18 protein-coding genes are annotated in these 24,653 nt (G+C 45.2%); 3 read left to right on the forward strand and 15 right to left on the reverse strand.

Annotated features, from left to right (window positions below; translation table 11 throughout):
- Position 1: 1 nt before the first annotated feature.
- On the reverse strand, positions 2-316 hold the full coding sequence (clpS, locus tag C8R34_RS08710) for an ATP-dependent Clp protease adapter ClpS (RefSeq protein ID WP_110339873.1): 315 nt from the start codon (positions 314-316) through the stop codon (positions 2-4).
- A 296-nt stretch (positions 317-612) separates the two neighbouring features.
- On the opposite strand from clpS, the gene C8R34_RS08715 reads away from it, so the two are divergent.
- Positions 613-816: a cold-shock protein gene (locus C8R34_RS08715; RefSeq protein WP_013964362.1), complete on the forward strand. Its 204-nt coding sequence runs from the start codon at positions 613-615 to the stop codon at positions 814-816.
- A gap of 141 nt (positions 817-957) precedes the next feature.
- On the opposite strand, the gene icd is transcribed toward C8R34_RS08715, so the two are convergent.
- A complete protein-coding gene (gene icd, locus C8R34_RS08720; protein ID WP_110339875.1) occupies positions 958-2,208 on the reverse strand; it encodes an NADP-dependent isocitrate dehydrogenase in 1,251 nt (416 codons plus the stop codon).
- A gap of 372 nt (positions 2,209-2,580) precedes the next feature.
- Here icd and C8R34_RS08725 point away from each other — a divergent pair, with 372 nt between their 5' ends.
- Complete coding sequence (locus C8R34_RS08725; protein ID WP_110339877.1) at positions 2,581-3,615, forward strand: phosphoglycerate mutase; 1,035 nt, start codon at positions 2,581-2,583, stop codon at positions 3,613-3,615.
- An 88-nt stretch (positions 3,616-3,703) separates the two neighbouring features.
- Complete coding sequence (locus tag C8R34_RS08730; protein ID WP_110339879.1) at positions 3,704-5,206, forward strand: EAL domain-containing protein; 1,503 nt, start codon at positions 3,704-3,706, stop codon at positions 5,204-5,206.
- A gap of 89 nt (positions 5,207-5,295) precedes the next feature.
- Here C8R34_RS08730 and C8R34_RS08735 read toward each other — a convergent pair whose 3' ends face one another.
- From C8R34_RS08735 to C8R34_RS08795, 13 genes are all read right to left on the reverse strand, one after another.
- Complete coding sequence (locus tag C8R34_RS08735) at positions 5,296-6,675, reverse strand: NAD(P)(+) transhydrogenase (Re/Si-specific) subunit beta (protein WP_110339881.1); 1,380 nt, start codon at positions 6,673-6,675, stop codon at positions 5,296-5,298.
- Positions 6,676-6,984 (reverse strand): NAD(P) transhydrogenase subunit alpha, encoded by a 309-nt coding sequence (locus tag C8R34_RS08740; RefSeq protein WP_097104187.1) that lies wholly within the window; start codon positions 6,982-6,984, stop codon positions 6,676-6,678.
- A gap of 84 nt (positions 6,985-7,068) precedes the next feature.
- Positions 7,069-8,199: a Re/Si-specific NAD(P)(+) transhydrogenase subunit alpha gene (locus C8R34_RS08745; RefSeq protein ID WP_110339883.1), complete on the reverse strand. Its 1,131-nt coding sequence runs from the start codon at positions 8,197-8,199 to the stop codon at positions 7,069-7,071.
- Positions 8,200-8,411: 212 nt separating this feature from the next.
- Positions 8,412-10,400, reverse strand: coding sequence for a response regulator (locus tag C8R34_RS08750; RefSeq protein WP_110339885.1), 1,989 nt, complete (start codon positions 10,398-10,400; stop codon positions 8,412-8,414).
- An 80-nt stretch (positions 10,401-10,480) separates the two neighbouring features.
- Positions 10,481-11,545 carry a chemotaxis-specific protein-glutamate methyltransferase CheB gene (cheB, locus tag C8R34_RS08755; RefSeq protein WP_110339887.1) on the reverse strand — a complete coding sequence of 355 codons (1,065 nt, stop codon included), beginning with the start codon at positions 11,543-11,545 and terminating at the stop codon, positions 10,481-10,483.
- 27 nt (positions 11,546-11,572) lie between these two features.
- On the reverse strand, positions 11,573-13,903 hold the full coding sequence (locus tag C8R34_RS08760) for a hybrid sensor histidine kinase/response regulator (RefSeq protein WP_110339889.1): 2,331 nt from the start codon (positions 13,901-13,903) through the stop codon (positions 11,573-11,575).
- 83 nt (positions 13,904-13,986) lie between these two features.
- Positions 13,987-16,128 carry a PAS domain-containing protein gene (locus C8R34_RS08765; protein WP_110339891.1) on the reverse strand — a complete coding sequence of 714 codons (2,142 nt, stop codon included), beginning with the start codon at positions 16,126-16,128 and terminating at the stop codon, positions 13,987-13,989.
- Positions 16,129-16,174: 46 nt separating this feature from the next.
- Positions 16,175-16,936 (reverse strand): chemotaxis protein CheW, encoded by a 762-nt coding sequence (locus C8R34_RS08770; protein WP_110339893.1) that lies wholly within the window; start codon positions 16,934-16,936, stop codon positions 16,175-16,177.
- Positions 16,936-17,667 (reverse strand): ParA family protein, encoded by a 732-nt coding sequence (locus C8R34_RS08775; protein WP_110339895.1) that lies wholly within the window; start codon positions 17,665-17,667, stop codon positions 16,936-16,938. Before C8R34_RS08775 ends, C8R34_RS08770 begins: the two co-directional genes overlap by 1 nt.
- A 35-nt stretch (positions 17,668-17,702) precedes the next feature.
- Entirely contained in the window at positions 17,703-19,223 is a 1,521-nt protein-coding gene (locus tag C8R34_RS08780; protein WP_110339897.1) for a CheR family methyltransferase, read from the reverse strand.
- Between the two features lie 18 nt (positions 19,224-19,241).
- Positions 19,242-19,778, reverse strand: a complete 537-nt coding sequence (locus C8R34_RS08785) for a chemotaxis protein CheW (protein WP_165872546.1) — start codon at positions 19,776-19,778, stop codon at positions 19,242-19,244.
- Positions 19,779-19,805: 27 nt separating this feature from the next.
- A complete protein-coding gene (locus C8R34_RS08790; RefSeq protein WP_165872548.1) occupies positions 19,806-23,312 on the reverse strand; it encodes an FAD-dependent oxidoreductase in 3,507 nt (1,168 codons plus the stop codon).
- A gap of 132 nt (positions 23,313-23,444) precedes the next feature.
- Positions 23,445-24,650 carry an EAL domain-containing protein gene (locus C8R34_RS08795; protein ID WP_110339903.1) on the reverse strand — a complete coding sequence of 402 codons (1,206 nt, stop codon included), beginning with the start codon at positions 24,648-24,650 and terminating at the stop codon, positions 23,445-23,447.
- Between the last annotated feature and the right edge of the window lie 3 nt (positions 24,651-24,653).

The following is a 24,653-nucleotide window of genomic DNA, read 5'->3' on the forward strand; positions in this document are numbered from 1 at the left end:
CTCAATTTTCCTCCATTACACACCTAAGTGGATGTTGATTTTTTCTCGCAAATGCAACCACCTGCTTAACTTTAGTATTTGCAATATCACTTGTGTACACACCACATACACCGACTCCTTCTGTATGCACTTTTAACATTATTCTCGTTGCTTCGTCTTGATTCATATAAAAAAATATCTTTAATACTTCAATGACAAATTCCATCGGTGTAAAGTCATCATTCAGTAATAAGATTTTATACATCGAGGGACTTTTCTCTTTAGCTTTAGTCTTGTCTTCTTTATAAATAGCAGTATCAGAATCTCTTCCCGCCATAATTGCCTTCCTTTCTTACTAATCTCTATCAAAAAACTGGATATTATTTAGTATAAAGTACTTCACTATGGACATATTTGACGATTACGACAATTTTTTCAAGTATCTTGAGATAATCCCCAATCCTCATGACAAAATAATATGATGTAACCGCTTGACTTTAACCCCGGATTTGCGTAAAACGGCATATGGCGTTTGGCTTCAAGTTCTCTGCGGTACCGGTTTTATCCGTCAATGGTCTTGAAATTCAAATAGTATTAGGGTTTCCGGCCCAGTTTTTAATATAGGAAGTAGAAATGGCAACAGGTACAGTAAAATGGTTTAATGATTCGAAAGGTTTTGGTTTTATTACTCCTGATGATGGTAGTGAAGATTTATTTGCACACTTCTCAGCAATCAACATGTCTGGATTTAAAACACTCAAAGAAGGCCAGAAAGTGAGCTTTGATGTCACTCAAGGCCCGAAAGGAAAACAAGCCTCCAATATCCAATCCGCTTAACTGTTTGTTCAGAAAAATTAAAACTGGCGTAGACTTTTGACACAGTAAGATAATAAAGACATATAGCAGTTACCCCCCTGCCATAGTGGCTAGGGGGTTATTTTGCAAATAAAATCATACGGTTGCCTTCACAAGAATCTACTAGTTCATATGGTTTATCATTGAATCGCCAAACATTGAGCAAGAAACCTGCTGAGCATTTTCCATCTGACGTGCAAAATCATAAGTGACTATCTTCGCCTTTATGGTCGCTTCTATTGCTTTAATAAGCATATCTGCAGCTTCTATCCAGCCCAGGTGCCGCAGCATCATTTCCGCAGACAAGATAATGGAACCAGGATTAACCTGATCTTTTCCAGCGTATTTTGGTGCCGTACCGTGCGTTGCTTCAAAGACTGCAACAGAATCACTCAGATTAGCCCCTGGTGCAATTCCTATTCCGCCCACCTGAGCCGCCAATGCATCAGAAATATAATCACCGTTTAAGTTCAAAGTTGCCACCACATCATATTCTTCTGGACGTAGCAGAATTTGCTGCAAAAAAGCGTCTGCAATCACATCCTTAATGATAATACCGCCATGCTCTCTTGACAGCTTCATCCAAGGACCTCCATCCAGTAACTCTGCTCCAAATTCTTTAACAGCCAAAGCATATCCCCATTTCTTGAATGCACCCTCGGTAAACTTCATAATGTTACCTTTATGAACCAAAGTAACCGATTCACGCTTATTGTCTATAGCATATTGAATTGCTTTCCTAACAAAGCGCTCTGTACCTTCTTTTGAAACTGGTTTGATACCAACACCCGAAGTATTAGGGAAACGTATACTGGCAACTCCCATGTCCTTAATCAGAAAATTAATAACTTTCTTGACGGATTCCGATTCGGCTTCCCACTCTATACCCGCATAAATATCCTCAGAATTTTCACGAAAAATCACCATCGCAGTTTTCTCTGGATTCTTTAACGGACTAGGTACACCAGCAAAATAACGCACAGGACGCAAACAAATATATAAATCGAGTTGTTGGCGAAGCGCCACGTTAATCGAACGAATACCTCCACCAATCGGCGTCGTTAATGGACCTTTAATTGAGACCACAAACTCTTTTGCTGCTGTTAGTGTTTCTTCCGGTAACCACACGTCAGCCCCATAAATTCGTGTTGATTTCTCACCAGCATAAATTTCCATCCATGAGATCTTACGTCGACCGCCATACGCTTTTTCAACTGCCGCATCAACAACTTTCCGCATTACGGGAGTAATATCAACACCAATCCCATCTCCTTCAATAAAAGGAATAATGGGATTATCTGGTACGTTTAACGAATTATCATTATTAACCTGAATTTTTTTACCATCAACAGGCACCTTTATATGCTGGTACATCGCATCTCCAAGTATTGGAATATCAAATTATCACTTCATCGACTCTTACTGCTTAATCAGGATAACACACAACATTTACAATTACTTATGCAAGTATACTTATCATGCCGCATTTTACGTAGGAGCTATCCTTGTTGACCGTAGATTATCCTAACTATTGGTAGGATAAACTTCATAATCCTTATAGTCTTATTATTATACGAGTAAACTTGATGCCTTTCTATTGCGATCAATAAACACGCTCATGCTTATTTACCCAACAAGATACCGCAAGTACAATTCTTTACTAATTATTTACATAATCCAGGCGCATTAAATTCACGAAACTAATACACTACATCATACTAATATAAATAGCTCGCATCATTATTAATGAATTTAAATCTTCTTATACCTAGCTTATTTTGGCCCGACGTGTCACAACCAGAAATTTATAGTGATCTATCAATGCCATCCTTGGAAACACTCTTAGCAAAAAGTACTTCTAAGCAGCATGCACCACAAGAAATGGAAATATGGCTATGCAAAGCGTTTAATATAGCACAACAACAAAACAGTTGGCCTATTGCGCCAATCATGTTACACGTTGATAACCCCGATTTAGTGAAAACTAATAAAGATTTCTGGATGCGAGCCGATCCAGTGCATCTACGAATCGAACAAAATCACATCATGTTAGCTGATAATCAAGCTTTCAAAATTTCTAAAGAAGAAGCTGAGCAAATAGTGCAAGATTTAAATCACAATATTGGCACTCACTACAATTTCTCTTTCCTACCGCTACATCCAGATCGTTGGTATATTCGATTATCCAAAGTACCGGAAATCCAAACACATACACTCAGTCAAGTCACATGCATGAACATCAATGGCTTTTTACCCACAGGTAATGAAAGTATAATTTGGCATAAAATTTTCAATGAAATTCAGATGCTGCTTTATGAGCATCCAGTTAATCAGGCACGTGAATCTCGTGGGGAATTACCCATCAATAGTGTTTGGTTCTGGGGAGGGGGAAATATGCCGCAACTGATACAAGCTCCATATACATATATCTGGAGTAACCATGACTTACCGCGTGCATTAGCAACGGCTAGCAAACTAAACCATTCAAAATTACCTGCTCACGCTGATGAATGGCTACAAAATGGGGCAGCAGGAAATCATCTAATAGTATTAGATGCTTTGCTTGAAAAGGCCAAATACAGAAATGCTTATGGCTGGCGCGAAACTCTGAAGGGTCTGGAGAGAGATTGGTTTTCCCCTCTTTATAAGGCCCTGAGAAAGGGGAAAATTGACCAATTAACCATCACAACTTCATCTCAGGATTTTGTAATCATACGTTCTAATTTATGGAAATTCTGGCTAGTAACACGCCCGCTTTCCTTTTATCTAGTAAAGCACTAAGTCGATCAAAGCATTTCAACATTATTTTGACCAAGCTGCAGCAGCAGCTTTTATTAAAATTCACAGATATTAAGAACAAGGAACCGTCATGCACAGAACCTCTCTATTTAATATTGTCAGGCCATATTTAGCTGCTTGCACTGCATTAATACTTACTATCGCTCTAATAATGAGTACATTCTTCTTCAATGAGCTCGCATTGCACTGGTCAGCCATGCTATGGATGGCTTTAATATTTGCACTAATCGCAATATTCATCCAAGCGACTCGCGCAGAAAAGAATATCAAAAACTATTCAGAACAATTATTGGTCACCAAGGAAAGACTTTCAAATGAGATAAAGCATCGACTATGGGCTGAGAAGAAAGCATCAGAACGCGAAATGAAATCATTAATTATTGATGAAAATATCCCTGTGATGTTAGCCTACTTCAATGCTGATCTACGTTGTCGTTATCATAATCGAGTCTTTCGCCGATGGCTCGGATTAAAACCCGATCAAGTTGATGGGCGACTCTTAATGGAGTTCTCCAGTGAAGAATTTTTTTCTGATATAAAAAACTCTGTTACAGATATTTTAGCGGGAAAAACTATACATAACGAACGTACTCTCAAGTCACTCAAAGGATTTCCTTATATTTTCACTGAGCAATATATCCCACATCTTGACAATAAAGGAAAAACAATTGGTTTCTACACAGTGCATACTCCCCGCACACAAGAGAAGAGTCGCGTTTCTTTAAAAAATAAAGTAGAAAACTCAGTTAAACCAGAACCACGTAAAACCAATAGCCTGCCGGGCAGAGACAATGCAGTCCCTCAAAGTACCCAAACACTCAGTCCAGAAATCACAACAGCATCCGCACGAATCGTGCAAGCAATCGAAGGAGGAGAATTTAATCTCTACTACCAACAAATCAACTCTGTCAAACCAACCACCACTTCACCATCACATTATGAAATTCTAATTCGTATGAATGAGGAAGAAAACAACCTGATGCCACCAGGCTCATTCTTACCCTTTGTCGATCAATTTAAAATGATGCCACAACTGGATCGATGGGTAGTAGGTCATATCGCAAAATGGTTATCGACTCATCAAACCAATTCAATATTTTGTCTTAATGTTGCTAAAGATACTTTAAGTGATCATGCTTTTCCTGTTTTCATTCAGGATCAATTACAAAAAATGAGTATAGCCGCTTCAAGCCTTTGCTTTGAAATTGAAATCTCGGATGCAGAAGCGAGCATCACAGATACAGTTATTTTTTCACAAAAAATTCATGAATTAGGTTGCCTGCTTTCACTATGCAGTTTTAACCATGATCCTAGCTCGCTTGCGCTACTTGATAAAGTGAAAGTAAATTACCTAAAAATTGATGGCAGCCTGATTTGCAATATTCTTCGCGATGAGGAAGATTTAACGAAAGTGATAGCCATTAATAAACTAGCTCAGAAAACCGGTATCAAAACAATCGCAGAATTAGTGGAAACTGACGACATTATTGCAAAGTTACAAGAAGTTGGTGTTGATTATGCACAGGGATTTGGTATTGCCAAGGCCTATCCATTTAGAGATCTCGAATTATAACTCTTACCCCCTGAAACACCTTGAGCTAAAAATAAAAGGAGCAATATTGAGAAATATTGCTCCTTTTATTCATTAGTACTATTAAAACATCACAGCGCCTTGACCATATGCTCAACGACCTTTTTGGCATCCCCAAATATCATCATGGTCTTATCCATATAAAACAAATCATTATCAAGACCTGCATAACCTACCGCCATGCTACGCTTAACAACCAGCACCGTGCGCGCTTTATACGCATCCAAAATGGGCATGCCATAGATTGGACTACCCGGAACATTTGCCGCAGGATTTACTACGTCATTCGCACCCAGCACCAACACGACATCGGTATTTGAGAAATCGCTATTAATTTCTTCCATTTCTTGAACTTGCTCGTAAGGAATCTCGGCCTCTGCCAGCAACACATTCATGTGTCCGGGCATGCGTCCGGCTACCGGATGAATAGCAAAACGAACATTAACGCCTTTCTTGTGTAACACCTCAGCCAATTCCTTAACAGCATGCTGCGCTCTTGCAACAGCCAATCCATACCCAGGAACAATAATCACACTGTCTGCATTGCCCATTAAGAAAGCAGCATCCTCAGCACTTCCACTGCGATACGTCTTTTGTACTCCGTCATCGGCAGCCGCCGTACCGCCATCACTGCCAAAACCACCGAGTATGACGGATAAAAATGGCCGATTCATAGCCTTACACATAATATAGGAAAGAATCGCACCCGAACTGCCTACCAATGATCCAGCGATAATCAGCATCGGATTACCCAGAGAAAAACCAATACCGGCTGCAGCCCAACCGGAATAGGAGTTCAACATGGATATTACTACCGGCATATCAGCACCGCCAATAGGAATAATAATCAGGAATCCTAGAATGAAAGCAATCGCAGTCATGGCAATAAATGCGGTCCAGTTTGTTGTTTCGCTAAAGAAAAACCACAAACCAAATCCAACCATAGCGATTGCCAGCAGTAAATTAACCATATGCTGGCCAGTAAAAACGATCGGTGTACCACTCATACGTCCTGACAGTTTCAGAAACGCAATGACCGAACCTGACCATGTCATAGCACCGATAAAAGTACCCAGAAACAACTCCAACTTACTGCCTGCAGGCAAGACTTCCGGCAAACCAAATGAAACCGGATTATTAACCGCCGCAATCGCAATAAATACCGCCGCCAAACCAACCAACGAATGCATAAATGCGACCAGCTCAGGCATTGCTGTCATCTGCACTCGTTGTGCAACAAGCGCACCAATAATCCCGCCCACTGCGATACAACCTAAAATCAAAGGCCAGTTCTGAGTAAGCGTCAAGGTTGTGGCAACCGCAATCGCCATACCTACCATACCGAATAAATTGCCACGACGTGCAGATTCAGGCGAGCTTAGACCTTTTAGTGCCAGTATAAAAAATACTGAAGCCACTAAATATGCAAGTGCTACCATATTTGCTGACATTTACGCGTTTCCTTTTTTGTCTTTTTTCTTGAACATTTCCAGCATACGTTGACTTACCAGAAATCCACCAAAAACATTAATCGCAGCCAATGTTACAGCAGCAGCACCCAACCACACGCCCCAGTCCGTTTCAGTCGGCCCAGCCGCCAGCATCGCACCGACTAGAATAATGCCGGAAATAGCATTAGTCACTGACATCAACGGGGTATGCAAAGCAGGTGTCACATTCCATACGACATGATAACCAACAAAAATTGCCAGTACAAAAACTGTTAGATTGATAATAACCGGATCAATTTCACCAATCATGATTACTCCTTTAAAATTCGTTAATTGCACGCTCTAAGCGTGGCAATTGAATAGAACGATCGTTAGATTCGCTTGAGCCCATCATTATGATGGCTTGCTGATAATTTCTCCGCCCGCACAAACCAACGTTCCAGCAATAATTTCATCACCGCGATCGATCTTAAGTTCACCACTTTCCGGATCAAGCATCAAGTTGAGAAAGTTCATTAGGTTTCGTGCATACAATGTACTGGAATCCGCTGCGACCAATCCTGGAATATTTGCGATACCAATCAGATTCACACCGTGTTTTACCACAGTTTCATTCAACTCTGACAAAGGACAGTTACCGCCGGCTTCAACCGCCATATCAACAATCACCGAACCCGGTTTCATTGCACGTACAGTTTCTTCTTTGATCAAAACAGGCGCCGGGCGCCCGGGAATTAAAGCAGTCGTGATAATAATATCTGCTACGATCGCGCGTTCATGCACCAGCTCGCCTTGACGACGCTTATAGTCATCAGACATTTCCGTTGCATATCCCCCTGCTGTTTCAGCTTTTGCTTTCTCTTCATCACTCAGAGGTACTTCTACAAACTTAGCCCCCAGACTCTCTACTTGTTCTTTAGCTACTGGCCGAACATCAAATGCCTCTACCACAGCCCCCAGCCTTTTCGCTGTTGCAATCGCCTGCAAACCCGCAACACCAGCGCCCAGGATCAGAACCCGCGCCGCTTTCACAGTACCTGCCGCTGTCATCAACATGGGAAAAAATCTTTGATAAACATCAGCCGCCATAATCACCGCTTTATAACCGGCAATATTCGCTTGTGATGATAGAACATCCATATTTTGCGCTCGAGAAATACGCGGCAGCTTTTCCATCGCAAATGCAGTCAATCCATACTGAGCTAACGCCTCTATGCCATCCTTCTGGTGCGGTGACAGCAGCCCCAGCAACACAGCATCCTTACGCATCATTGCTAATTCGTTGGATTCTGGACCGCGTACCTTGAGTATGATTTGTGATTGTGCATATAACTCAGCCACATCAGTGACGATAGTCGCACCTGCCTCTTGATATGCTGAATCGGGTATACTGGCGCCTGCGCCGGCTCCTGATTGCACTGAAACTTTATGAACACCCTTGGCAGTAAATTTTTTCACGGTCTCCGGTGTAGCTGCTACACGCGTTTCTCCACCGCGAATCTCTGCGGGTATGCCTATATGCATTGATGATCTCCCTTTTCTTACCAGCCTGCTTGCAAATTAAAACAAAAACCGAAATTGTGCTGAATTCTTTTAATGAACTGCGGATTATAAATCAATTTGCACGTAATGCATTACTTGGATCAGGAAAAACTTGATATCACTTGATTTTCTGATAGCGCATCCGGGCAAATACGCTAGTCACACAAACCAAAAGCCGGGAACAGTGGAAAAGTTCACTTATCCATCGCGCCGAATTCTCGCTGTAACTGCTGCGTAATCTGCGCCAGCAATACCGGAATCTCTGCCAGCAACAGCTCTGCATCAGGCCAGCTATTGTTCAAATTGGCTTGCTCAAGTTGTGCGCATAGATCGGCAAAACTTGAAGCGCCGATTGTTCTGGCAGAGGCCTTTAATTTATGCCCCAAGCGGCCTAATTCTGGCAAATCTTTCTTGGCTTGTGCCATATACATTTCGGCCAATACGCCATTGGCGACTTCAATGAATTTAAGTGCAAATTTGCGCACCAATGTTTTATTGTCATGAAACATTCGATGCAAAATCGTAACATCCACTGGAGATTGCACCTTTTTCCCCTCAATCTCATTACTTCTACTGCTTTGCGCACCTGGTTTATTGAGCAGCCATTTGGCTAAAATCAAATACATCTGAGCAGGATCGATGGGCTTGGGTATAAAATCATCCATGCCTACAGCCAGACACTGATTACGATCTTCTGTCGTTACATTACCTGTCATCGCAACAATGCGTTGTCCCGCGAACTCCGCCGTTGCCCGAATACGACGCGTAGCTTCAAAACCATCCATCACCGGCAGCTGTGTATCCATCAATACCAAATCAAATTTTTCAGTGGCTAGCCGCTCCAGCGCTTCTTGTCCGTCATTCGCAATAACTGTCACTGCGCCCACTAAACCCAATAGGTCCTGAATTACCAATTGATTAAATGGATTATCCTCAACAATAAGAATGCAGGCCCCCTGTAATTGTGCTTTCGCCGCCTCAAGCCCGTCGGCCTGATGAACTAAACTCTCTTTAGCTTCGTCCCTGCGTCCGAAACAAGCAGTGAAATGGAATACACTGCCATGACCCAATTCACTTTCAATCCAGATGCGCCCCTGCATTAACTCAACCAATTGCCGGCTAATCGCCAACCCCAGACCACTCCCCCCATACTTGCGATGAATAGAGTTCTCAGCCTGATTATATGATTTAAACAAACGCTCGATTTGTTCAGGATTCAATCCGATGCCCGTATCACAAATGGAGAATTGCAGCTCCACTGAACCGGGTTTAAGCACGCTCGCAATTACCTGAATGGCTACCGATCCTTGTTCGGTAAATTTGACTGCGTTACCGGCCAGATTAATGAGTATCTGACCTAAACGAACCGCATCCCCATACAAAAAACAGGGAACCTCATTGGCAATATCAATCTTAAAACTGAGACCCTTATCACGTGCCAGATAACCTACCAAAGAATCCACCCGCGCCAGACATACACGTACATCAAAGTCTTCTTTTGACAACTCCAGCTTACCTGCTTCGATACGAGAAAAGTCAAGTACATCGTTAATAATATCCAATAACGATTTAGCTGCATGATTGATCTTTTCCAGATAATTACTTTGTGTGTTATCCAACTTGGTCTGCAAGCATAGATGCGACAATCCGATAATGACATTCATCGGAGTTCGAATTTCATGGCTCATCGTGGCAAGAAATGCGCTTTTGGATTGATTGGCCGACTCCGCAGCCCTACGCGCTATCATCAACTCCGCACTCAACCGGCTACGTTCCGCCGCAGCTGCCAGACGCGCCATCAACTCACTAGGTTGAAAAGGTTTGGTCAAATAATCCGTAGCACCCGAATTGATACCATGCACGACACTGTCAGTATCTTCTTCAGAAGTCAGCATGATTACCGGCAGCAACTTCATCTGCTCAATTTGCCGAATTCTCTTGCATACTTCAAAACCGTTCATACCTGGCATATTCACATCAAGCAACACCACATCGACTGGATGAACACTCAATAACTGCAGCGCTTCTTCGCCATCCTTGGCTTCCAGAATGTTGTACTCGGAATGATTCAGTGCTGCGCGCACCAGCATGCGATTAGTAGCCATATCATCAACCACAAGAATACTATAGCGCCCATCAGCAGATTGCTTCGATTCCCGGTCGGCTTCATTCAATGCAGGCATGCGTATGCTCCTTTCATTTTCGCGCAACCATTCAACTGTTCAACAAACCCAATACAGCACAGGATGAATCTCCACAAGTGCTACCGGTCAGTATGTTCATTTCTTACCAGACTCAATAAATAGGATGCCATGTCCTGTAACTGCACGACCCGATTCACAGCATTCAGTGCAATGGCGGATCCGGGCATGCCATACACCACAGCACTCGCTTCATCTTGTACAATCGTATGCGATCCTGCCTGCCACATTGCCAGCAGCCCCTCTGCGCCATCAGAACCCATTCCGGTCAATAACACACCCACACCTCGATCTTCACAAGTTTCCGCCACCGATTTGAAGAGCGGCGTAGCCGACGGACAAAAACCATTGACAGCCGGCGCATCGCTTAATCTTGCAATCAAACCATCCTGATTGCGTTCGACCAACAAGTGATAGTTGTCCGGTGCAAAATACACCGTATCCGACTGCAATTCTTGCCTATCCGTGGCCAGCCTGACCTGTAGCGAAACATTCTCTTGCAGCCAAGCAATCAGCCCGCTGACAAATCCCTTGCTGATATGTTGTGCGACCACTATCGGTATCGGAAACTCCCGAGGAAACTCCGCCAATATTGTCAACAGTGCCTGCGGACCGCCCGTAGAACAGCCAATTGCAACAATCTTATACGGTTTGCTGTGTTGCACCATGGCTGCAGCCCCGGATATGCTCAATCCGCCCTTGCGCGCATGTCCATAACGGCGCACCACTTTTACTTCCGCCATGGAGCGCACAGTATCGATCATTTCTTTGCGCGCCGCCTCAAAACCGGGGTGATTCGGTCCCAACGGCTTTTCCAAAACGGCCAGAGCGCCTTCTTCAATCGCACGGAAGGTGATTTCTAATTCCTCATCATCAATACTGGAGCTAATCACAACGATCGGCACCGCATGTATCGACATAATTAAACGCGTTGCCTGGAAACCATCCATGATCGGCATACGAATATCCATCGTCACCAGATCAGGATTCAGTTCTTGCGTCAACTGCACGGCCTCTCGCCCATCCCTGGCGCGCCCGATAACCTGCATATCAGGTGCGCTCTCAAAAATGGTCTTAAGCAACAGGCTAACTACATCGGAATCTTCTACAATTAGAATCCGTATCATCCAGCTTCCTAATCATTATTCTGATATTCATCCTATTAATTGCTGGATCACATCCAACAACACCTTTGATTCAAATTGATTCTTAACAATATAAGCATTGGCACCGACTTCAATTCCCCGGCGTTTCTCTACTTCACTACTTAATGAAGACACAATAACAATTGGAATATTTCTGAATTTCTCGCTACGCTTAATTCGCTCACTGAGTTCAAAACCATTCATCAGTGGCATTTCAATATCCGTGATGATCAAATCAAAATTCTGCCTTTGCAATAAATTCCATGCAGCTTTCCCGTTAACCGCCACTGTCACCTGATAGCCACAGGCTTCCAATAGCGTTTTCTCGAAAGTACGGATGGTAATCGAATCATCCACCACTAAAATATGCGATGCATGAACTTCTTTCTCCACCGTAGTTTGTTCTTGCACCGAAAGTTGTGCGGCACTGCCTAAGCGTAATGCGGAAATCACTAGATCGTCAGGATTCAATACCACAATCACGTCACTACTGCCTACAAAAGTCGCTCCCATAACATTACGAACCGACTTTAAAGGCGGTTTCAAACGCTTGATAACAATTTCACGCTCACTGATAATTTCCTCAACCAACAGTGCAACGCGTTGCCATCCCTTCGAGATCACAACCAATGGCAATCGCTCCGACATGCCATAGCGAAATTGCCCGATTTCAAGAACAGCAGACAGATCACGAATTGAAATTGCCTTATTTTCAATCAGGATAGCTTGGCTACCGCCAATTTCGACCAAGTCATCCTGCCTGATCTCCATCACACGTTCAATCGCAGCAATCGGTATAGCAAATACGCTCCCACTGACACGCACCAACAAGCCACGGTCCGCCGATAACGTTAATGGCAGACTGAGAGCAAACGTGGTGCCCTTTCCCTCAACCGTATCTACTGTGATGCGGCCTTTCAAATGACGTATGCTGGTCAAAACGACATCCAGCCCAACTCCTCGTCCTGAGATATCGGTAACAATCTCCTTGCTGGAAAACCCTGGGCGAAAAATAAGCTGAATGATCTCTGCCTTGCTGAGTACAGCAATTTCATGCTGGGTCAGTATTTTTTTTCTAACCGCATACCGTGCCACAGTATCGACATCAATACCCGCTCCATCATCATTAATGGTCATCAAAACCCGATCATTTTTCCGATTGACGACAACTGTCAAACGCCCGATTTCAGGCTTGTCTTTGGCACGTCTCTGTTGAGGACTTTCTATACCGTGATCGATAGCATTACGCAGCAAATGTATCAATGGATCCTTGATGCCTTCCAATATCGGGCGATCCATTTCGATGTCACCGCCGATGATCTCAAAATTGACTTTCTTTTCCAGTTCGTGCGCAACATCTCGCACCAATCTCGCCATTGGCTGTAACTGCGTCGCAACAGGCACCAGGTACAACGCACGCACCTGGTCCTGCAATCGAAAAAAAGTCAAACCGGCGCGATTATTACCATCGCGCATTTGCTTATATAGTTGCTGAGTATCCGTTCTGAAGCGATTAAGAACGGCTGTCATGGTTTCCAGCGAATCATGCTCCTGGCCAGCATGTACAACCGCATTCGCTTTCCTGATTGTCTCTAGATACTGTAACCAGTCACGGTAAAAAGACTGTGATTCGTCAAATAAGCGCTTAATGGCATCCAGGTGTTCTTCCATCTCAATCTTGGAAATCAGCAAATCCTCCACGAGGGCGGAAAACTGATCCAATTTATGCAATGAAACCCGTATCGTTTCGGTATTCTCATCGACAACTCTGGATTCTACGATCGATGTCGATAGCGGATTCGAAGCAATCGCCAGTACCGGAATTGCCTGCTCAAGTTGTTTGATTGATTCGATAGAAGCTTCTGGACCAACGCTGATTTTTTCCTCTACAGCATGCGCAAGCTCGGATTTAGACTTGGACTCCGGTTGGGCCGCCGACTGACCATTCAACAAATCCAGTAGATCCTGAATGTCAAAGCCCGGTGGCTGATTGGATTCCAATGCCGTCATGATCAGCTTCATGCGATCCAGACCCAACAAACACCGGTCAATAGATTCCGAGCTAACCGCCATTTCCTCCCGGCGAAATTTACTGAATAGCGTTTCCAGGCTATGCGCAATACTGGCGATATCTTTCGCATCGATGCCACGTGCTGCGCCTTTGATATTATGCGCGGCGCGAAAAATACCATCCAGACACTCCTCGCGTTGCACGCCGGAGATCCCCTTCTCCAATTCAAGCAAACCCTCGGTGATGAGTTGCGATTGCTCACCCAGTTCAACCTTGAACATCAGCATCAACTGACGCATTATTTCAGGATCGAGTTTCATTACCACCATGAATCTCCCAATGCAGAGTCATTTCCGGAAAACTTTCAGCGCTTGCGTTTGCCTCGGGAATTCGTAATGCACCCACTAGCAGGCTATGTTTTGTAAATACTGACACACTCTTTCAATCTTTCAGCCACCTTGCCCATATTGGCTGCTGCGTCCTTGGTCTGTTGCGTGCTGGACACAAACTGTGAAGTCACCTTGTTGATTTCATTCATGGATGTAGAAACCTGATCAATACCAACCACTCCCTGCTGTACCGCCGCAACAATCTGCTTACTGGCACGCACCGTTTCATCAATCACTTCACTCAACTGCTTCATCATTTCACCACTTTTCTCAACCAGGACGACACCGGCATCGACTCGCTTGTTACCTTCTTCTGTCGCCATCACGGCCCGATCCGTCGCGCGCCGAATATCTTGCAGTATTTTTTGTACCTGTGCTGTTGACTGCTGCGATTGTATGGCCAGTTCTTTCACCTCTGCAGCAACCACCGCAAATCCCTTGCCTGCTTCACCGGCCTTAGCCGCTTCAATGGATGCATTCAGTGCCAGCATCTTGGATTGCTGAGCGATATTGGATACCACATTGGTGATTTCACCAATTTGCTGTGTCTGTTCCGATAATGCCAAAATAGTATGCGCAATATTTTCCACACGCTCACGAATCACTTCCATGCCGGCTACCGCCTGTTCCAGTATCTGTTGTCCTTGCACACCTTCTCGCCGCACGCGCTCCGCCACTTCACCCAACTGTTTTGTCTTGACCAGATTTTGTGCCGAGGTTGAACGTACTTCCTCCAATGTCACGGTAATTTCACCAACTGCCGCAGCCTGCTGGGAAGCACCGGCTGCCTGAGTATTAACAGTCGACTGTATCTGTCCCAGCGCAACCAACAAAGTATCATTTGCTTCACCGATCTGATGAGTAATGCCCGTCAGACTCTCAACCATTGCATTTAAACTGCCTCCAATCACACTCAGTTCATTGCTACCCTCCGCATCAACACGCCGGCGCAAATCACCATTGGCTACTTTACTGATAAATTCACTATACCCTTTGACGCGGTTTTTATAATCAACATTGGTACTCACTTGCTGAGTAATATCCGTCGCAATCATGACCACCTTAATCACTCGCCCTATTTCATCCTTGACCGGCGCATAAACACCCTGTGTCCAGATTTCACCATCCGACTTGGTAATTCTCCTGAATGCATCACTCTGATTCTGGCCATTTTTCAAATCCACCCAGAACTGATTATAGGCATGGGATTTTGCATAACCGGATTCCACAAACATTCTATGATGTTTGCCGACAATCTCTTCTTTCTGATATTCCAATAGTTGCAGGAAGTTTTGATTCACAGTCAGTACATAGCCATCCGGATCAAACTCAATATAAGCATAGGAAGCATCAATAGCAGCCAATATCCCTTTCATATTTTGCCGCTCGATTTCCTGCTCGGTAATATCGTAACGCACCCCAATATATTTTTTTGGCTTGCCATTGCGACCAAGAATAGGCGCAATCACTGCATCGACATAGTAGGGAGTGCCATCTTTTGCCCTATTTTTAATCATGCCACGGAAAATTTTGCCATGACCAATCGTATTCCACACTTGCTTGAAGGTGGCCTTCGGCATATCTGGATGACGGGTAATATTGTGCGAGCTGCCGATTAGTTCTTCTCGACTGTATTTGGATACTCGCACAAACTTCTCATTGATATCAGTAATATGCCCGCTCAGGTCGGCGTAGGAAACAATACTGGTTATATTGAGAATATCCGTCAGCACTTTGTACTCAGTTTCTTGTGTCAATCGCTTTACTGTGTCACTGGTAACATCTCTGGCTATCAGCATGATCCTGACTGGCTTGCCAGTCTTGTCCTGAATCACGTTATAGCAAGCTTGCAGCCAGATTTCATTTTCTTTCTTGTTCAGCCACTTGCAATCTTCAGTCGCGCTATCCCCTTGTTGAATGGATTCCCAGATAGCTTGATAGCCGGCACCGTTGATATGAGCCGGATCAAGAAAGACATGATAGTGCTTACCTTTGATCTCCTCCAAAGTATAGCCTGTCAACTCCAAGAAATTGGAATTAGCCGTAATGATCATGCCATCAAGATTCAGATCGAGGATACAGTGCAACCTATTCAATGCCTCAACTTGACTTTGATAGTCGACAAGCGTTTCATCTGCTGCTTTTGTATCAGTTTTTTGTTTCATCCCCGATATCCCCAAAAATATGACGTACTCAACTCAAGATAATCAGCTAACCAACTGATTCATTAATTATTAATGCCGGATTAGTAAAGATTGCACTGATATTCAATATCACCACTTTGCCTTGATGAATACCACGTATCAATTCATTATCATCCAGTGACGGTGCTAAATGCGCCGGCGCAAATTCATCATTGTCATCAATCCCATCCGCTATCAATCCGACTTTCAACTTGCCTTCCCTCACGACAATAATCCAGCATTTCTCTTGCTGCTCATCATGCTGGATATGAAAAACTTTCCTTAAATCAAGAACCGTAAGTAATTCACCGCGATAATTGACGATACCGGCAATAAACAAAGGCGTACAGGGTACGCGAGATACTTTGGTTGCCGGCAGAATCTCTTTCATACTCGCATAAGGCACACCATACAAAGCCGCTTTACCCAATCTGAAACGTATATATTGCTCACTGGCTTCGCGGGTCTGCTGTTGCGCCTGCTGCGAAAAAATTTTCGCACGTGCGCGCATGATCTGCTGCGCTTCATCGGATTGTGGCATCAATGACCATGCGCTGATTTTAGACTGGATGTGACCGGCGACCATCATATCGGCAACCGACTCTTGTGGAGATACTGACAGCGCTGGTGTCATCTGCTCATCGACAAGCACTTGCAATGGCAGCGGTGTTTCAGCAAAACCAAGCGCCCGATCTAATTTGGTCGAAGTTGGCAAAACCGGCTTACTGATACTGGCAGCGATGCGCTTAGTACTCTTCCGCTTGTCCTTTTCAGGTTTCTTAGCCGCCATTACTTACCATCCCATTTGCTCGATGTAGTCTTTTGCCGATCGGTGAATGATCGCATACTCAATAACTCCATCACTTCTATCGTGAGTGCATCGATTTCGTGTCTGGCCGTCCGATCATGCCATTCACCCACCCACAAACCTCTTGCCAGCACATCGCTATAAGCCACGCGGAAACTCAGATGAGAATGTAACTGAGGCAATGCTAGTTCGCCTTGTACGGCATCACTGAGCTCCTTCGCCGAACGAGTTTGCTTGCGATAACGATTCCAGAGAATATGCGCATCCACTTGATAATGATTCCGCCTCGCCTCGTCGATCGTCGTATGCAAATCAGACAGTGCCCAGATTTCTGCAGCACTTCCTCCCAGCGGCAATAAACAGAGATCGCTCATGACCAGAATGGCCCGGGTTATCTCGGCGACGCGCGGTGGACCATCAATGATAATAAACGCTTGCGTTTGACTGAGTTCTCTGGCTTTATCAACCAGCTCGTGATGATTTAATGCGGTAGTGACCAACAGATTACCCAACCGATCATTTTGCTCTCTAATCAATCCCCAGGCGGCACTGGTACCCTGAGGTAAATCGCAATCGATCAATGCAACCGCCGATTGCTGTGATAATGCCGCCGCAAGATTGGTCGCCACCGTCGAGCGCCCGGCACCTCCCTTTAACTGCACAACACCAATGATCTTGGATCCAACGCCTGATTCTTGATGAATCGCCAACATTTCAGCCTGCTTCACTGAATTGCTTGCCGATATAATTACCGCCTATTAGATATCGTATTGGCATAAATACTCATCTCATCCTGAATGATTTCAACAAAGCGTGCATAAGTCATTCCTGGTGCATTGTGCACTTCATGTTGCGAAGATGCACGTTTTGCATGCGTCAGTGCATGTGTCAAACATTTCAAACCCGCTGCTCTATCCCCCTGATGTATCAGCAGTAACCCTAACTGATAGTGCGCTTCAGAGAACGCATGATCCAGAAAAATGGCCTTGCGGAAAGCGCTTTCCGCATCGGCAAATTGTCCGCTCTCGATCAGGATAGTGCCCTGCAACAAATACGTAAGCTTTTCAGTCGGATCGAGTGTAAGACTTCCCTCGCAGGTTTGCAATGCTTCAGACACGTGCCCCAGGTTGGCCAGTGCTTTGGATTTAGCCTGCAATAATTCAGCAGATTTTCCCTGTAGTTTAATCATCTCATCAATAACAAGCAGTGCATCATACCAACGCTCAGTTCGTAAGAGATCTCTAATGAGGGTAATATCCCCAAAACTCTTTTTGGTCTTGCGCACTGATTTCGGTGGTATTTTTTCTACGTTACTCAGTTCCTCGATGATCTCCGGCGGAACGATCGTATCGGCATTACTCGCTGCTAATGCTGGTAACTCAGGCTGAGCGTCTGATTTACGTGTGAAATAGGAGGTCGCGTCTCGTTGAATATACTCAAGATCATCCGGCGCATTCGTAAAATCGGCGGGGCCTAAAAATAACAAGCCATCCGACACCAGGCATTGTGCAAACCGATTCATGATGCGCCGTATCATGTTCGGTTCCAGGTAAATAAAAACATTGCGACACAAAATAATATCGGTTACATGGGTGTCTGACTGCGCTGCAGGAAAAATATCTTCCGCCAAATTAAGATAAGCGAACTTTACCTGCTGGCAAATATCACTGCGTAATTGATAGTCCCCAGAACTTTTCGCAAAATACCTTTGCATGATGAATTCAGGTGTTGCGCGCAACGACCACGCTTTGTAACACCCTTGAACGGCATCCGCCAGAACCTCCCGATTAATATCAGTTGCCAGGAATTGCAATTTCCAGCGCTGGATATCCGGCAGCATCTCATGCAGCATAATCACTATGCTGTAAATCTCCTGACCATTTGCACAACCCGCGCTCCACACGCGTAACGAATAATCCTCAAGCAGTCGTTTGCGGACGATCAACTCAGGCAGCAATTCATCACGCAGCAGCGACATTTGTTCGGTATGGCGAAAAAAATAACTTTCTCCAATTGTTATTCGGGTCAGCAGAAACTCAAGTTCCGGCGCTGGATTGTTGTTTTGTCTCAGCTGCTGCAACAACACCCCGATATCTTCATAACCAAAGTAACTACAAGCTTCTGCAAGCGCGCTACGCAGTACCGGCATTTGGTGATCCCGCAACACGATACCGGTTCGATGGATAATCAGATGATATAAAGATTCTTCACAAGTCGAGAGAAAAATTACTGGATGATGAGGAGTAAATTCCATCTCTTTGTGAAACATAATGATCAGCTAAAAAATTCAGTTTTCGGGCAAGTGCTTTACTTGCGAGAAAAATGAATCCGCTCGTGTGAAATTGATATTTAAAATACGCGGCATATCCAGTAATAAAGTTATTCCTGAATCCAAGCTCAAAGAAGCTTCAAACGGCGCGTTGCCTTCCTTGAATAAATCTCGCATATGAATGGCACTGGGTTGCATCCCTTCAACCTGCATTACTTCGTCCACGACCAATGCAATTTGAGCGCAACCGTCGCCACATACGACGAGCGGTGTATTCAAGTGATACATTGCGGGAGATTGCAACCCGAGCCACATGCTCAGATCAACGACAACAAGACTGTTGCCGTGGTAGTTCATCAAACCGACTAGATAATCCGCGCCACCGGGTACCGGTTGCAACGCCATTAAAGGTAAAACACATTCAACATATTTAAGTGCAATCGCATAGTGTGTATCCTGCACCCGTACGCGGATGATCTGAAGCATCGCATCAGGAGTGTTCCGGTCACCCTCAGATACCGCCGCCGTAGCGTGCTCTATCGGCTGATTATCCATCCCGCCTCTCATCGGGTTCCGGATTCTCTACTTCACGTTGTTCAAACAGCGTCCGATCCATTGATTCGTCAACTTCTCCTGTACCGTATTTTGACGTAAACGTGTCGCCAATCCGGAGAAATCCACTTGATCCAGTGGTTGATCCTGATTAAAACACGAAAACACATACGTGATTTTTCCGGTTTCCGGATCCTGATGCGGTTGCAAGCACTGCGCGCAGATTTCCTTCATCATGCATTGCATCGGCGAATTAATCGAGCCGATGGCGAAATGATCGGCTTTCAAATACGGCTTCAGCTGATTATGACGCGCCACGCCGACTGCGGCCATCATGCGATCTGAACCAATGGCAATAATATGATCGGCATCCGCCAATGCCACTGGCTGCTCGCCCAATTCACCACTGGCATAAGCCACCATGGCCTGCACGATATTACCCACATAGCTTTTATCCTGCGGACGTGTGGCCGCAAAACCTGGGGATTCATCACAGCACCACACAACGATATCTGCCGCGGCTTCAATTTCAGCTACCTTATAGCGATCCACCATTTTTTTATAGCCGGCAAAATACAGCACTTTTGACCCAGCTGCACGTGCAGCCGCACCAATAGAGAACAATACCGCATTACCTAAACCGCCACCAACCAATACCACCGTTTCATTCGCTGGAATTTCCGTAGGCGTACCGGTGGGTCCCATCAACACAACCGGCTCTCCCGGTTTCAGCATCGCACACAGATTGGAAGATCCGCCCATTTCCAGCACAATGAGTGAAACCAGTCCACGTTCAATATCCACCGACGCACCCGTCAGTGCCAAGCCTTCCATCGCCAACCGCGTATCTCCGGCAATGGTTGCTAGGGCGGCATAATTCTGAAAACGATAAAACTGCCCCGGTTGAAAATGCTCAGCTGCCATTGGCGCATGTACAACCACTTCGATAATGTTGGGTGCAAGTCTTTCCACTTTGTAAACCGTTGGCCGCAGTTGATTATTCAGTTCCGCAAAAAATTGCTGCGTCGACTGATCCAAAGCCGGCTTGACGCGCTCCAGCACACGACTCACTACGGGATAACCTTGCTTGGCACTGGACATCGCTTTTACCACGTTACCGGAATACGATGGATGCAAATCACCAAAGAAACTGATGAAACGCCCATCCTGATCATCCTTGTAGCGACTCAGCAATACCATCGGCGTTTCAGGTTTGGGATTGGCGTATGGTGGTCGCACCGAATTGCCTGCCTCATCGCAAGCCGCAAAATAACGACCATCGAGCTTAAATTGCTTCTCATCTTCCCGCGCCAATACCGTGTTGGGCTGAGTTCCTGCAGCAACCAACAAAGCACGTGTCGGTAGCTCAACTTCACCGGCATCCTGCCACTGTCCGGCTTCATCCCGTTTTTGCACCGCAAATTGCACCGATTGCGTATGTCCCCATGCATCCACATTGACCCGCACTGGCGTCATGCCTTCAGCAAACCAGATGCCTTCTTCCAGCGCTTTTTCCACTTCTTCGTGGTTCAACGTATACGAAGGGCTGTCTGACAGGCGCTTCCGATAGGCAATCGTTGCGCCACCCCAGGATTGCAACAATCCAATGATACGCGGCGCACGTCCTTCCTGTTCGGCAATCTGACGCTCTGCGCGGATGGCTCGCGCATGGTTGAGAAAATCATCAGCGATGTCTTTTTCTTCCGCATCCCAGGCCTCGCGAACGGCAGCTTCTCCTCGCACAGCTGTCAGAATTTCATAGCGCTGCAAAAATTTTTCCACTTGTATCGGATAATACGCCAGGGCTTCGGTAGCCGTATCGATCGCCGTTAAACCGCCACCAATCACCACTACCGGCAAACGTAGCTGCATGTTTGCAATGGAATCACTCTGCGCAGCACCGGTTAATTGCAATGCCATCAGAAAATCAGATGCTGCACGCACGCCACGCGCCAGCCCATTCGGCAAATCCAGCACAGTAGGACGCCCGGCACCGGCAGCCAGAGCCACATGGTCAAATCCCATGGCAAACGCATCATCGGCCGTCAATGTGCCACCAAAGCGCACACCACCAAACAAAGCGAATTCTTCTCTGCGCTCCAATAGCAGACGGATCAGTTTCAAAAAGTTTTTGTTCCAGCGCACAGTAATCCCGTACTCTGCCACGCCACCAAAACCCCAAGGCATGCGCTGATCCAGACTTTCTTCCAGTGCACTGGCATGTTGAATCGCTTTAAAGGGTACGCGCTCGCCTTGTTGATTAACCCCCGAAATTTCTTCCGGCAAGGGTTCGATCTTCAGCCCATCAATTCCCACTACCGTGTGACCTTCGTTCATCAAGTGATGCGCCAGTGTATAGCCGGCCGGCCCCATCCCCACCACCAGAACCTTGCGACCAGATGCCGGTTTCGGCACCGGGCGACGCAGATTCAATGGATTCCAGCGTGTCAGCAGGCTATAAATCTCATATCCCCATGGCAGTGCCAGCACATCCTTCAGCGTCCGTGTTTCTGCCTGAGGAATATCCACAGGGTCCTGCTTTTGATAAATACAGGATTTCATGCAATCGTTACAAATGCGATGACCCGTGCCGGCACACATCGGATTATCCAGCGTAATCATTGCCAGACTCCCGACTGCAACACCTTGCGTTTTGAGTTTGTGAAACTCGGAAATGCGCTCTTCCAATGGACAACCTGCCAACAACGCACCCAGTTCACTTTTCTTGAAGGTAGGCGGCTCATCCGGCAGCTTGGATTTTTGTATCAAACCTTTTGAACACGAATCCTTACCCTGTTCATGACACCAGATACAGTAATTGGCTTCATCCAGCGCGCCCATCAGATCAGTGCCTTGATCGGTCAGCGCGAAACCATTGCGTTCGCGCAAATGCCCAAGCCGATGTAGCGGATATCCACCCGACTCATCCGTCTCCAATGACAATAGATGCTGAAAATCGAGCTTGGCAGGCGATTTGAATAAAATTCCTTGATACGTATGCTGCTGTCCGGCCGGCGTTCTCAGCGCCCAGGCAGCATAGTGTAACGCTTTGTTCAAGCGCGCTTCATTGTCCGCTTCCGTTTCCATCCACTGCATTACCTTCGTGGCAAAAACCAATTCTGAGAAGGGCTCACAAAATTCTGCCGTCAGTTCTTTTTCCAGGGCCAGACCATCGATTTCAGCCAATTCCGCATCACCGACCTTGCTCTTCGCACGACGCTGCACAAATTGCCGCTTGCAGAAATACAGTGGTGCCAGTTCATGATGCTTTGCGGCCAACTGTTGCACTTCATTCTCAATGTTAAATAACCGAGCAACGAAATCTTCCAGCCAAGGCGCAATCTCGATCAATAACGCGGAATCATCTTTGGGTAATAATTCATCAGGGTGCGCACGTGCATGTTCCAGCCTTTTATACAGCACTTCATCGCCGGTACGGAGAAAATCCATAAATATTTGATCAAGCCTGACCAAACCACTGCGCTGATAAAGATCGGCAATCGTAAAACCAAAATTAAAATTCGATAAAACTGTCATTGTTTCCTGCTGAGTGCGTAACGCTGCATCTGAGTTTGTCATAATCAATTATTGTATTCTGTTATCCGTGTAATCACTTAACCTAAACGTACTATATTAGTTGGGTGATAATGTTGAAATCGTTATTTCCTGTTACTTCCTATTCTTTTCATAATCGCACAACCATCGGGCAAATTCATCGGCCAGCATGGGCTGTGCAATAAAATACCCTTGTATTTCATCGCACCCAAGCTCTGTAACCAATTCGCAATCAGCCTGGTTTTCAATCCCTTCCACCACCACATTCAAGCCAAAAGCTTTGCCTAATTTTATACTCGACTCGAGAATTACACGAGTCGCCGAATCTTGCGCAGCATTATGTGCAAAAATCCGGTCTATCTTGAGTTCTGTAAAAGGCATATATTTAAGCGTTTCCATCGACGCATAGCCGGTACCAAAATCATCTATGGACAACCCGAAACCTTTAAGCCGGATACGCGTCAGAATATCCAGGCTTTGTGCAAAATCTTTCCCCAGTTTACCTTCGGTAATCTCCAGCGTAACCCGCTCAATCGGCACATTGGAATCCTGCACAGCCTCCTGATAAATCTCCGGCAAATCAAAGCGATCCAGGTTTGCCATGGAAACATTCACAGAAATTTCCAGATCCAATCCGTTCTGTAGCCAGATATCCAACTGCTGCACGGATTTCTTTAACACATTGCGTGTAAAATCATTGATCAAACCATTCTGCTCAATAATGGAAATAAAATTATCAGGAGAAATATAACCATATCTCGCATGATGCCACCGTGCCAAACACTCGACACTGGTGACACGACGGCTGGAAGCGGAAATTTTTGGTTGAAAAAATAGTGTGATCTGATCAGCCATCAAAGCCTGTCGAATCTCCTCCACATCAAATATTTGTCTTACCTGGGAAGAGTTCGTAGTTTTTTGAATCGGCAAACTCAGTTTTTCCAGTATCGCTGTCAAAGAGCCCATGGTCACCGGCTTAGCCAATGTGCCAACGACATTCAACCCACGTACAATGGCCAAGCGTTCTATTGCTTTGAGCAAATCCGCCTCAACATCTGAAAATAATACAACTTTTCCACTATATTTCTGATCAGCAATATGACGCAAAAACTCAATGCCATCCATTCCTGGCATTTCAATATCACAAATCAACAAATCGACAACTTCTATTTGAGCAGACAGTGCAAACAAACCAGCGGCACCATTTTCTGCAACAAGCACTTCATTGACTCCCAATTCTCTAAGCAAATGACTGACAAATTCAAGCATAAATTTGTCATCATCAAGTACTAACACACGTAGATTTTTCTTTTTATCCATCCA

Origin of the sequence: Nitrosomonas sp. Nm84, from assembly GCF_003201565.1 — a bacterium.
Taxonomy (GTDB): domain Bacteria; phylum Pseudomonadota; class Gammaproteobacteria; order Burkholderiales; family Nitrosomonadaceae; genus Nitrosomonas.